Source organism: Pirellulales bacterium, assembly GCA_036267355.1.
Classification (GTDB): Bacteria; Planctomycetota; Planctomycetia; order Pirellulales; family DATAWG01; genus DATAWG01.
Genome location: DATAWG010000079.1, coordinates 41,090 through 52,983, shown reverse-complemented (window position 1 = coordinate 52,983; position 11,894 = coordinate 41,090). Strand labels below are relative to the sequence as shown.

The following is an 11,894-nucleotide window of genomic DNA, read 5'->3' as shown; positions in this document are numbered from 1 at the left end:
TCCAATTGCATTGAACCATGGTGCGAAAAGGGCTTTCCCCTCATTTCTTGACGACGACCCAATCGATGGGAAACGTGTGGTTGGCGTTGTCGTACGAGGCGGTTGAGCCGGCGCCTAGAGATGGATCGACCATCGTTACGTCGAAGCCGTCGGCGGCCGGTTTCCATAGCGGCGAGAAAAAGGGATAGCCCGCTTTGGGATATCGTGCCGAAACGAGAACGATGTAATCGTCGCCGAGCCGAGCAGCGACGTCGGCGGCGAGCTTCACGTGCGTGAATGTGGCGTTGTCTTGCTCCGCGCCCATTCGAAATGTGGCCGTCCCGGCGGCGACGATATACGGCGCTGCAGCGGCGGGCGGCGGGGCCGAAGTCGCCATTCCATGCAGCCGCGAAATCGCGAAGATCGCGCACAACGCGACCGCAACCAACGCCGAACGATGGGACGCAATCCGGTGGCGAATCATACTCAGTTCCTTTTTTTGGCGCGGACAACTAATTGGGACGTTCGTTCGCTACGCGATTTCCCCGCCGATTATGCAAGTGCTTCTTCGCTTGCAACACCCGGCTTGTCGGCGGGCGAGCGGCAGCGGTAGTTTAGCAATATTCGCACACGGAAAAGCAACCGCGCCGGGATTTGTTATCGCATGAACGATGAAACTCGAACGGAGCCCTGGGATGTTGTCGTGGCCGGGGCGGGGGCGGCTGGGCTGGTCGCCGCGTTGCGCGCTGCCGAACTTGGCCGAAGCGTTCTGCTGTTGGAGAAGAACAAGCGGCCGGGAATCAAGATCCTCATGTCGGGTGGCACACGCTGCAACCTGACCCACGCCACCGATAACCGCGGCATCGTGGAAGCCTACGGCCTGCCGGGCCGGTTTCTGCATTCCGCCCTTGCCGCCCTCGGCGTCGAGGCCACGATCGCCATGTTCGAAGCCGAAGGCATCGCGACCAAGGTCGAAGAAACCGGCAAAGTGTTTCCCGAGTCGGACAAAGCCGCCGACGTGCTGGACGCATTGCTCGCACGGTTTTCTCGTAGCGGCGCGACGATGTCGCTCGGCGAACCACTCATGCAGCTCGAACGCGCAGGCGATTGCTTTCGATTGGCGACGCCACGGCAAACGGTGCTTGCCCGGAGCGTCGTTCTCACGACCGGCGGGCAATCGTATCCCGGCTCGGGAACCACCGGCGATGGCTATCGCTTTGCGGCGCAGTTCGGGCACACGATCGTTCCGCCGCGGCCCGCGCTGGTGCCGTTGACGACGACCGCGCCGTGGGTGCTCGATTTGCGTGGCGTCACGCTGCCGGATGTCGTGCTGACGGTGTTGGACGGCGACGGCCGGCCGCTGGCAAGCAGGCGCAGTTCGCTGTTGTTTGCACATTTCGGATTGACCGGCCCGGCAGCGCTCGATGTCAGCCGAGCCGTGTCGGGGCATCCGTGGCCGGGAACGCTGGTGGCCCAGATCGATTTGTCGCCTCAGCAACGTGAATCGCAATTGCTCGAATGGCTGCGCGCTGAATCGGCTGCCTCGGGCAAGAAGCAAGTGTCGGCCTTGGTGGGCCAATTGCTGCCGCGACGGCTGGCCGAGATCGCGCTCGAGCAATCGAGCGTGCCGGCGGATCGCAAGGCGGCCGAATTGAGCAAGGCGGACCGCGGTCGATTGGCCCACATGCTCAAGCATTTGTCCGTGCCACTGAGTGGCACGCTCGGATTCAAGAAAGCCGAGGTCACGGCGGGAGGCGTGTCGCTCGACGAAGTCGATTCGCGCACCATGCAGAGCAAATTGGCGCCGCAGCTGTTTTTCGCTGGTGAGCTGTTGGACCTCGACGGCCCGATCGGCGGCTACAATTTTCAAGCCGCCTGGAGCACCGGCTGGCTGGCGGGCGGCAATGTGTGATGGCGCACACCGTATGGTAGTAGGCACACTCCGTGTGCCGTCGGCGCTCCGCCGCGTGCTGCGCAAAGAGCAGGGCAGACGGCACACGGAGTGTGCCTGCTACTTTGGTTGCGGCTCCCCTTATGCCAAAAAGTCTTTCACCACAGTGCCGGCGACGTCGGGCAGGCGGGTGAATTAAAGTGGCCTGGCGGGCGGCAATGTGTGATGGCGCGCACCGTATGGTAGCAGGCACACTCCGTGTGCCATCGGCGCTCCGCCGCGTGCTGCGCAAAGAGCAGGGCAGACGGCACACGGAGTGTGCCTGCTACTTTGGTTGCGGCTCCCCCTATGCCAAAATGTCTTTCACCACAGTGCCGGCGACGTCGGTCAGGCGGAAGTCGCGGCCTTGATGGCGATAGGTCAGCCGGGTGTGGTCGATGCCGAAGAGCCGCAGCATCGTGGCGTGGAAATCGTTGGTGTGCACGCGATTTTCCACGGCGTTGTAGCCGAATTCATCGGTTGCCCCGTAGGTGATGCCCCCCTTGATGCCGCCGCCGGCCATCCACAGCGAATAGCCTTTGATGTGATGATCCCGGCCATCGCCCTGGGCCATGGGCGTGCGGCCGAATTCGCCGCCCCACACGACCAGCGTGTCGTCGAGCATCCCGCGTTGCTTGAGATCGCTCACCAAGGCCCAGGTGGCTCGGTCGACTTCGCCGGCAATTCCCTCGATGTTTCGCTTCAGCCCGCCGTGATGATCCCAATCGCGATGGTAGAGCTGGATGAATCGCACGCCGCGCTCGGCAAGTCGCCGGGCCAGAAGGCAGTTGGCCGCAAACGAACCGTCGGCCCCCTTGGTGCCATACATCTCGAGCACGTTGGCCGGTTCGCCCGACAGATCCATCAGGCCCGGCACGCTCGTTTGCATCTTGAACGCCATTTCATATTGGGCGATGCGCGTTTGAATCTCGGGATCGGCGACCGTCGTGTCGTGGATCCGATCGAGAGCCTCGGAAGCTTGGATTACATCTTGCTGCCGGTCGCGATCGACGCCCGGCGGGCTGCTGAGATAGAGCACGGCATCGCCCTGCGAACGAAACGGCACTCCCTGAAATTTGCTCGGGAGGAAGCCGCTGGCCCACATGCGGGCGGCGATCGGCTGCTGCTGGCCGAATTTGCCCGACGAAGTCATGACCACGAAGCCGGGCAGGTCTTCGGCATCGCTGCCCAGGCCATAGAGCAGCCAGGAACCCATCGACGGGCGGCCCGAAATCGTCGTGCCCGTGTTCATGAACGTGTGGGCCGGATCGTGGTTGATCGCATCGGAATGCATCGAGCGAATGATGCACATATCGTCGGCCAATTTGCCGATGTTGGGAAAAATCGTGCAGATCTCTTGCCGCGATCGCCCGTATTTGGCAAACGCGTGCTGCGGGCCGAAGCATTTCAATTGCTGGCCCTGCAATTGCGCGATCGGCTGCCCCTTGGTGATCGACTCGGGCATCGGCTTGCCATGCAATTGGGCCAGCTTGGGCTTGTAGTCGAAGGTTTCGAGGTGCGACGGGCCGCCAGCCATGTAGAGATAGATGATTCGCTTGCAAGTCGGCTTGAAATGCAACGGACGAACGACGCCGCGCCATTTTTGATTCGCCGGGCCGCCGCCGGCAGCCGCTTCCGCCGCGGATAGCAGCTGGGGATTCAACAGCGAAGCCAGGGCGAGCGAGCCCATGCCCGACGCCGTGCGCCCCAAGAATGTGCGGCGGTTGAGCTGCAAGCGGAGTTGTTCGAGATCGTTCATCACTTTTGGCTCTCAACTTCGTGTAATCGTTTCGTGCAAATTCAGGATCACCCGGGCGACCGATGTCCATGCGGCCAGCTCGGCCGGATCGACGCCCGCGGGCGGCGCCGCATCTCCGACGCCGAGCAGCTTTTTCGCTGCGGCAGCGTCGGCGATATATTCGGCATGATGCTTGGTGTAGAGTTCGAGCAGAATGCGGTTCTCGTCGGCGGTCGCCGGCCGTGACAGCGCGCGGTGAAACGCCCAATCGATTCGTTCCGCCGCTTGGCTGCCCCCTTGCCCCACGATCTCGGCTGCGAACACCCGCGCCGCCTCGACATACGTCGGATCGTTCAAGAGCACCAGCGATTGCAGCGGCGTGTTCGACCGCGTGCGCGAGGCGGTGCATTCTTCGCGCGTCGGCGCGTCGAAGGCCTTGAGGCTTGGATGCAGGAAAGTGCGCTGCCACCACGTATACAGCCCGCGGCGGTATTGGTTTTCTCCGCGATCGGCCTGCCAATCCCGCGTCGGAAAATTGAGATAGGCCCAATATCCGGCCGGTTGATATGGCTTGACGCTCGGTCCTCCGATCTTCGGCGACAACAGCCCGCTGATCGCCAGCGCATCGTCGCGGACGAATTCCGCATCGAGGCGGAAACAGCCTTGCCGGGCGAGCCAGCGATTATCGGGATCAATTTGCTGCAGCTCCGGCGACGCGACCGACGCTTGCCGGTACGTGTTCGACATCGCGACCAACTTCACGATATGTTTCACATCCCAACCGCTGGCGACGAAATCCGTGGCCAGCCAATCGAGCAACGCGGGATGCGAGGGCGCCGCGCCTTGCGAGCCAAAATCTTCACTCGTTTTTACGATCCCCTGGCCGAACAATAGCATCCATATCCGATTGACGAACACACGCGCCACCAGCGGATTGCGGCGATCGACGAGCCAGCGGGCGAGGTCCAAGCGGTTCGGCCGGCGGTCTTTGATCTCGAGTGGCAGCAAGAATTCCGGCACGGCCGGCGACACGATCTCGCCCGAATCGTCCTGCCAATTCCCGCGCGGCAAAATGCGCACGCTTCGCGGAGCGACGGACGTCGTGATGAGCGTTTTGGCAAAGCTCTTTTCCAATTCGGCTTTCTTGCGATTCAGTTCGGCGACTTTAGCTCGCGCGGATCGAAGCTCGGGAGCGATCGAGCGGAAATAGGCGGAGACCGATTGGCGCTGGGCCGCGGTGCGCTTCGCCGCGGCGATGTCGAGCAGTTTGGCGATATCGGCGGGCAAGCCCTTGCCGACGGCGAGAGGCGGCGCGTGCGTGGTGGTAGAAAGTCGAAGCCGGCCGATGCTATGCGCCGCGCCGAAGTGAAATTGGAGAACGAATTGGAGCTGGACGCCGGCCTTGTCGTCTTTGCCAACTTCGCGGATCGGCGACGCCGTTTCGAAGATCGCGGAATGTGTCTTGCCGACTTCCGGCAAGATCGCCCAACCGGTGCCGAGGTTGCCGTCGATCGATTTTTCGATGTTGAATCCGGATTGCGAAAAATCGGCCGACGCGTGTGCGAGCGCGATCGGCGAAGCTTTTTCGTGCGAGGATTGTTGTGCCGCGGCAAGCGCGATTTCGGAGAGGACAAAATTGCCGTTGCTTGCGCGCCCTGGCCCGTGGGCCGGCATGCTCGGATCGGCCATCGCTTCCAGCCGAATGCCGTTGATTCCGGCCGCTCCGCCGCGATCCAGATCGGCGATGATCGTGTACGTCTCGCGATCGGGCATCTTCCCGCCGGCGAGAATGGAATTGTCGTCGAGAATCTTCAATGTCGCGCCGGATTTCGCGGTCGCACTTGCCGGATGCAGCGGCGTCCAGGCGACCGTGTCCCTCGTCGCGGTTTTCTCCCATTCGGCTTGCGCCGCATCGAGCGCCGGAGTTTGTTCGTCGAGATGTCGGGCCGCGGTGGCACGTTCGTCTTCCAACCGCTTCAGTTCGACAGCCTGCTCAGCCGACGGCATCGGAGTTTCTTCCTGCCGCGAGATGGCGTTTTCCTTCACGTCGGCAAAGAACGCCTCCATGCTATAGAAATCGCGCGTCTTGAACGGATCGAATTTATGGTCGTGGCATTCACAGCACGCCATCGTCGATCCGAGCCAGACGCTCGCGAGATTGCGCACCCGGTCGGCCGCATATTTGGCCGTGTATTCCTTGGCCTGCGCGCCTCCTTCTTCGGTCGTCAGCAGCAGACGGTTGTAGCCGGAGGCGATCCGCGTTTCATTCGATGCATCGCTTAGCAGATCGCCGGCCAACTGTTCGGTGGTGAAGCGATCGAACGGCTTGTCGGAGTTGAATGCGGCGATCACGTAATCGCGATATAAGTACACATCGCGAGCGTTGTCGCTGTGATAGCCGCAACTATCGCCGTAGCGCACCAGGTCGAGCCAATACATGGCCATCCGCTCGCCATAGTGCGGCGATGCGAGCAAGCGGTCGATGAGCTTTTCGTAGGCCCGCGGATCGCGATCATCGACAAACTCGGCCACCTGCGCCGGCGACGGCGGCAAACCGGTAAGGTCGAAATAGAGCCGCCGCACGAGCGTCACGCGGTCGGCCTGGGCCGACGGCTTGAGATGCTGCTCCTTGAGCTTTGCGAGCACGAACGCATCGATCGGATTTGCCGGCGGATCGCCGGCGGGCGCCGCAATGGCCAGCGGAACCGCCGGCCTCTCCGGAGCGACATACGCCCAATGCCGCTTGTAGACGGCCCCTTGGGCGATCCATTGTTTCAGCACTTGCCGCTGTGCATCGCTGAGGTGTTTGTTGCTCTTCGGCGGCGGCATGCGCTCGTCGTCGTCACTGGAAAAAATGCGCTCGACCAATTCGCTCTTGTCGGGCTTGCCGGGAACGATGGCGATCGATCCCGATTCGGCCGGCTTGGTGGCCACTTCGCCGACATCGAGCCGCAGCCGCGCCTTCCGCTGGGCGCCGTCCGGGCCGTGGCACTTAAAGCAATTGTTCGACAGAATTGGAACAACATCGCGATTGAAATCGACCGGCTTCGCCGCGGCGGGCGATGCGGTGGCCGACGAAACAGCCGGCGCTGCGGATTCGGCAACCGAGAAATTGCCGATGCAAAATCCGAGAATTCCAGCGACGAACAGACCGCGGAGCAAGCGTCTCATCTGCGACTCGCCTGGGTGGGCAGCGGCGTGGGCGGGCATCGTTTGGCAGGAGGGCTGATGAACAACCCTCAGCCAAATATAGCAGGCAGCAAACCCAGTCGCAACGAAACGGCTGGCCCGCTGGCCCCGTTCCACTGCTTGGCCGCGTATTTCGTATTCAGCTTGCGCGGCGATTGCCGCTTGGGCGGCGGTGGGCTGGGGTCGGTTTGGAGGCTGCGGTCTTTTTCGCTCCGCTGCCTTTCGCGCGGTTTTGTTGCGCGACGCTCCGCCGCAGCGCATCCATCAAGTTGATGAGCGGCAGCTCCTTTTCGGCGGGGCTCGAGACACTCGGCTCCTCTTCCATTTTCGATTCGATCAAGCGTTTCAACTTGGCCGTGTATTCATCCTCATACTTCGCCATATCGAATTGGTCGGAAGTGGTGGCTTCGATCAATGTCGTCGCCAGCCGGAGTTCTTCTTTCGACACTTCCACCCGGGGAACATCGGGAGCGATCGACTCGGGCGAGCGGACCTGGTGCGGAAAATAGAGCATCTCCAGGCACAGCATGTCTTTCATCGCCCGCACGGCCACCAACCGCTGCCGGCCGAACAGCGCCGCCTGACCGATGCCCACATACCCGTTGGCCGCCAGGGCGCGCAGCAGGACCGCGTAAGGCTTTTGTCCGATCGGGCCGTCCGGCAAGAGATAATAGGCCCGGCCTTCGAACTGCATGGGATCGATCGAATCGGGCGAGACGAACGTATCAATTTGGATCGCCTTTTCCGCTTTTCCCTTGATGTCCTTGACCTCATCCTTTTCAACGACTACGTATTGCCCCTTCTCGCGCTCATAGCCGAGCACAATTTCATCATTGGGCACCTCGCCGTGAATTGGGCACACCTTTTGATAGCGGATGCGGCTATGGCAAGTCGCGTGTAGTTGATGCAGCGTCACCTCGGCCTCCTCGGCTGCGATGGCGTTGATCGCCTCCACCGGCACCGACACGAGGCTCAAGCGAAGATAACCTTTCCAACTCGGGCGCGGCATGATGGCCTTCCTGGGAGACTGGCAGGAAAAGATTGCTAGCAATGCTAGCAAAAGCTGGGCCGGACGGGGGAAGACCTGTGGCCAGTCGGTCGCTGGGCGCGGCACGGACATTGCATAGGCCCGTGAAAATGCAGACGACCACCGAACGGCCAGACGAAACGTCGATATTGCAGGAAACCCGCGAACTAGCGAGTCGCCGCATGCCCATCGGCGCCGAATGCCGGGCGGGGGGTGGCGTGCATTTTCGCGTTTGGGCGCCGCGGCGCAAGCGAGTGGCAGTCGTCCTTGAGCGCAGTGCGAGCGACGACAATCCATCCGCAAACCGGCGGAAAACGCCGACACGCGCCGCATACACCGGTGTTTCGGTAAACCTCACGGCCGAGGCTGACGGCTATTTCAGCGGCTTCCTGCCGGACGCAGTCGCCGGTTGGCGATATGGCTTTTGCCTCGACGACGGCAATGATTGCTACCCCGACCCGGCCTCCCGCTGGCAACCCGATGGTGTCGAGGGTGCGTCGGCAATCGTCGATCCGGCGATGTATCAATGGCACGACCAGGCGTGGCCAGGTATTTCGCGATTGGGCCAGATCATTTACGAAATGCACATCGGCACTTTCACGCCGGAAGGAACTTGGACAGCCGCCATCGAGCAATTGCCGCTACTGGCGCAAACGGGGATTACGGTGCTCGAGGTGATGCCCGTGGCCGAGTTTCAGGGGCGATTCGGCTGGGGCTACGACGGCGTCGACCTGTTTGCGCCGACGCGGCTTTACGGCACGCCCGACGATTTTCGCCGCTTCGTCGACGAGGCGCATCGGCATGGCATGGGCGTGATCTTGGATGTCGTTTACAACCATTTCGGTCCTTCGGGCAATTACCTTGGGCAATTCTCGGCCGACTATATTTCCAAACGCCATCGCACCGACTGGGGCGACGCCATCAATTTCGATGGCGCCAATTCCCATCCGGTGCGCGAGTTTTTCATCGTTAACGCGGGATATTGGATCGACGAATTTCATCTCGACGGGTTGCGGCTCGATGCGGTGCAGGCGATCGTCGACGATTCGCCCGATCACATCCTTGCCGCGATCACCCGCCGTGTTCGCGAAGCCGCTGGATCTCGAAAGACAATCGTCACCGCGGAGAATGAATTTCAAGAAGCGCGGCTGCTGCGACCGACAGACCAAGGCGGCTTTGGTCTCGATGCCGCGTGGAACGACGATTTTCATCATGCGGCCCGTGTCGCGCTCACCGGCCATGGCGAATATTACTACGGCGATTACCATGGCACGCCGCAAGAATTAATTTCCGCGGTGAAGTGGGGTTATCTCTACCAGGGCCAATGGAACGCTCGGCAAGAGCATCGCCGCGGCACGCCGGCATTCGACCTGCCGGGATCGCAGTTCGTCATCTTTCTGCAAAACCACGATCAAGTCGCCAATTCCGCGCAGGGATTGCGGGCGCATCAGATCGGCTCGCTCGGCCGGCATCGGGCGCTAACGGCGTTAATGCTCTTGGCTCCCGGCACGCCTCTGTTGTTTCAGGGACAGGAATTTTGTGCCTCCGCGCCCTTCTTGTTTTTCGCCGATCATGACGTCGAACTCGGTAGCCTCGTGCGCGATGGCCGGCAGGAATCGCTGCGGCAATTTCGCAGTCTGACCGGCGCCGATGCCGCGAGCTTTTTCGCCGATCCCGGCGATCCAGGCACATTTGCCCAATGCAAGCTCGATCTCCGCGAACGGGAATCCCATGCGGCTGCCTACGCCTTGCACTGCGATCTGCTTCGCTTGCGAAGGGAAGACCGGGTGTTTGCCGCGCAGCGGTCCGATCGGGTGCACGGGGCGGTGCTCGCGGCCGAAGCCTTCATGTTGCGATATCTGGGCGCAGACGGCGACGATCGATTGTTGCTGGTGAATCTTGGCCGCGATTTGGAGTTCGTGCCGCCATCGGAACCGCTTTTGGCGTTGCCGCCGGGCAAGGATTGGCAGCTATTGTGGTCGAGCGAAGATCCGCGTTACGGCGGTTGCGGCACTCCGCCATTGCTCCAGACCGAATGGTATTTGCCTGCCCACGCCACGCTGGTTCTATCGCCGCAAAACGCCGAGGAATCGACGCCGCCTCGATAGAACCCAAATCGCGACCGTTCCCATGGCTACCCACGCCCTCACCCGCCAACTTCCGATCGGCGCCGAACTCGCGCCGGAGGGAGTGCATTTCCGGGTTTGGGCTCCGGATTGCCAAAGCGTGGAAATCGAGTTCGAAGCGCCAAGACGCTGCCCTGCGGTGAAACTGGCACGTGAGGAGGGGGGATATTTTTCGGGCTTCGCGACGAGTGCCACGGTCGGGGATCGGTATCGCTTCCGCCTGGATGAGGGCGACGACCTGTGGCCCGACCCCGCGTCCCGGTTCCAACCCGAAGGGCCCGAAGGACCCTCGGAATTGGTCGATCCGAGCGGCTATCGATGGGACGATTCGGACTGGTCCGGACCGTCGATCTCCGGTCAGGTGTTTTATGAAATGCACATCGGCACGTTCACTCCGGAGGGCGCTTGGAGCGCCGCGGCAACGCAGTTGCCGGAGCTGGCGTCGCTGGGAATCACGGTCGTGGAGTTGATGCCGGTGGCCGAGTTTCCAGGCCGCTTCGGCTGGAGCTACGACAACGCGAATCAATTCGCCCCCACGCATCTCTATGGCCTGCCCGACGATTTCCGCCGATTCGTCGATGAAGCACACCGCAATCGGATCGCCGTGATTCTGGATGTGGTGTACAACCATTTCGGAACCGTCGGCGAGCGCCTGCTGCGGCCATTTTCCGGCGCCTATTATTCGCAGCGCTACGAGAACGAATGGGGCTCGGCGATCAATTTCGACGGCGAGCAATCCGGTCCGGTCCGTGAATTCTTCCTCGCGAATGTGAAGCACTGGGTCGGCGAATATCATCTCGACGGGATGCGCATCGACGCCACGCAAGCGTTCCACGACCATTCGATAAGCCACATCTTGCGCGAGCTGGCCCGCGAGGCCCGCCAAACGGCCGGCGCGCGCCGCGTCATCGTGGCCGGCGAAAACGAGCCGCAGCGGGCCGAATTGCTCCGCCCGGTTGACGCAGGGGGCTGCGAACTCGACGCGCTCGCGAACGACGACTTCCACCACACGGCAATGGCGCGGCTCACCGGCCGCCGCGAAGCCTATTATAGCGACTACGAAGGCTCGGCCGAGGAATTCATCGCCTGCGCGAAGTGGGGCTACCTTTTTCAGGGTCAGCGCTATGCATGGCAAGACGGCCCACGCGGCTCCCCGGCGCTCGATATCCCCGCCGAGCGATTCATCAACTTTTTGCAAAACCACGATCAGTTGGCCAATTCGCCGACCGGATTGCGAGCGCACGAATTGACGAGCCGCGGACGGTATCGGGCAGCGACTGCGCTGTTCTTGTTGATGCCGCAAACGCCGATGCTTTTTCAAGGGCAGGAATTCGCCTCGTCGGCGCCGTTTTGTTATTTCAACGATTGCGCGGCGCAGGAGGCCCCTGGAGTCGCCCGAGGCCGGGCGAAGTTTCTCTCGCAGTTCCGCTCCTACGCGTTGCCGGAAATTCAATCGCGACTGCCGGAACCGTGCGACCCCGAGGTCTTCCGCCGCTGCAAGCTCGATTTCGGCGATCGCCGGCGGCACGCCCAAGTGTACGAAATGCATCGGGATTTGCTCCGCTTGCGGCGCGAAGATCCAGTTCTCTCCCGGCACGATGCGACTCGAATTCACGGCGCAACGCTTGGCCCCGACGCGTTCTTGTTGCGATTTCTTTCCGATGACGAAGCGACTCGACTAGCGATCGTGAATTTCGGCCGCGACCTGCGGCGCGAATCGATCGGACAGCCATTGATCGCGCCGCCGAGCGGCGCCCGCTGGAGCATCTTGTGGTCGAGCGAAGACCCGCGTTATGGCGGCAACGGCACCCCGCCGCTCGACACACCCGAAGGCTGGCATATTCCCGGCGAAACGGCAGTTGTGCTATACCCTGTATTTATCGAATGAGGGGATCCCTCGCTCAC

Annotated in this window: 7 protein-coding genes; 3 read left to right on the top strand and 4 right to left on the bottom strand. The window is 61.9% G+C overall.

The window, feature by feature from the left end; genetic code table 11:
- Positions 1–40 precede the first annotated feature (40 nt).
- Positions 41–376: a hypothetical protein gene (locus VHX65_12645; GenBank protein ID HEX3999392.1), complete on the bottom strand. Its 336-nt coding sequence runs from the start codon at positions 374–376 to the stop codon at positions 41–43.
- A 267-nt stretch (positions 377–643) separates the two neighbouring features.
- Here VHX65_12645 and VHX65_12640 point away from each other — a divergent pair, with 267 nt between their 5' ends.
- Positions 644–1,891, top strand: coding sequence for an aminoacetone oxidase family FAD-binding enzyme (locus VHX65_12640; GenBank protein HEX3999391.1), 1,248 nt, complete (start codon positions 644–646; stop codon positions 1,889–1,891).
- Positions 1,892–2,216: 325 nt separating this feature from the next.
- On the opposite strand, the gene VHX65_12635 is transcribed toward VHX65_12640, so the two are convergent.
- The 3 genes from VHX65_12635 to VHX65_12625 all read right to left on the bottom strand — a co-directional run bounded on the left by VHX65_12635 (position 2,217) and on the right by VHX65_12625 (position 7,845).
- The gene (locus tag VHX65_12635; protein HEX3999390.1) at positions 2,217–3,668 is read right to left on the bottom strand and encodes a DUF1501 domain-containing protein; all 1,452 of its coding nucleotides are present in this window, start codon (positions 3,666–3,668) and stop codon (positions 2,217–2,219) included.
- 12 nt (positions 3,669–3,680) lie between these two features.
- Entirely contained in the window at positions 3,681–6,818 is a 3,138-nt protein-coding gene (locus VHX65_12630; protein HEX3999389.1) for a PSD1 and planctomycete cytochrome C domain-containing protein, read from the bottom strand.
- Between the two features lie 157 nt (positions 6,819–6,975).
- On the bottom strand, positions 6,976–7,845 hold the full coding sequence (locus tag VHX65_12625) for a Ku protein (GenBank protein HEX3999388.1): 870 nt from the start codon (positions 7,843–7,845) through the stop codon (positions 6,976–6,978).
- A gap of 200 nt (positions 7,846–8,045) precedes the next feature.
- Here VHX65_12625 and treZ point away from each other — a divergent pair, with 200 nt between their 5' ends.
- Together treZ and VHX65_12615 are read left to right on the top strand one after the other, a co-directional pair.
- Positions 8,046–9,971 (top strand): malto-oligosyltrehalose trehalohydrolase, encoded by a 1,926-nt coding sequence (treZ, locus tag VHX65_12620; protein ID HEX3999387.1) that lies wholly within the window; start codon positions 8,046–8,048, stop codon positions 9,969–9,971.
- Between the two features lie 22 nt (positions 9,972–9,993).
- Positions 9,994–11,877, top strand: a complete 1,884-nt coding sequence (locus VHX65_12615; protein HEX3999386.1) for an alpha-amylase family glycosyl hydrolase — start codon at positions 9,994–9,996, stop codon at positions 11,875–11,877.
- Positions 11,878–11,894 lie beyond the last annotated feature (17 nt).

Bases quoted from the DNA above. Each gene is read 5' to 3' on its own strand.
- VHX65_12645 (HEX3999392.1), bottom strand. From the start codon at position 376: ATGGCGACTTCGGCCCCGCCGCCCGCCGCTGCAGCGCCGTATATCGTC.
- VHX65_12640 (HEX3999391.1), top strand. From the start codon at position 644: ATGAACGATGAAACTCGAACGGAGCCCTGGGATGTTGTCGTGGCCGGG.
- VHX65_12635 (HEX3999390.1), bottom strand. From the start codon at position 3,668: ATGAACGATCTCGAACAACTCCGCTTGCAGCTCAACCGCCGCACATTC.
- VHX65_12630 (HEX3999389.1), bottom strand. From the start codon at position 6,818: ATGAGACGCTTGCTCCGCGGTCTGTTCGTCGCTGGAATTCTCGGATTT.
- VHX65_12625 (HEX3999388.1), bottom strand. From the start codon at position 7,845: ATGCCGCGCCCGAGTTGGAAAGGTTATCTTCGCTTGAGCCTCGTGTCG.
- treZ (HEX3999387.1), top strand. From the start codon at position 8,046: ATGCCCATCGGCGCCGAATGCCGGGCGGGGGGTGGCGTGCATTTTCGC.
- VHX65_12615 (HEX3999386.1), top strand. From the start codon at position 9,994: ATGGCTACCCACGCCCTCACCCGCCAACTTCCGATCGGCGCCGAACTC.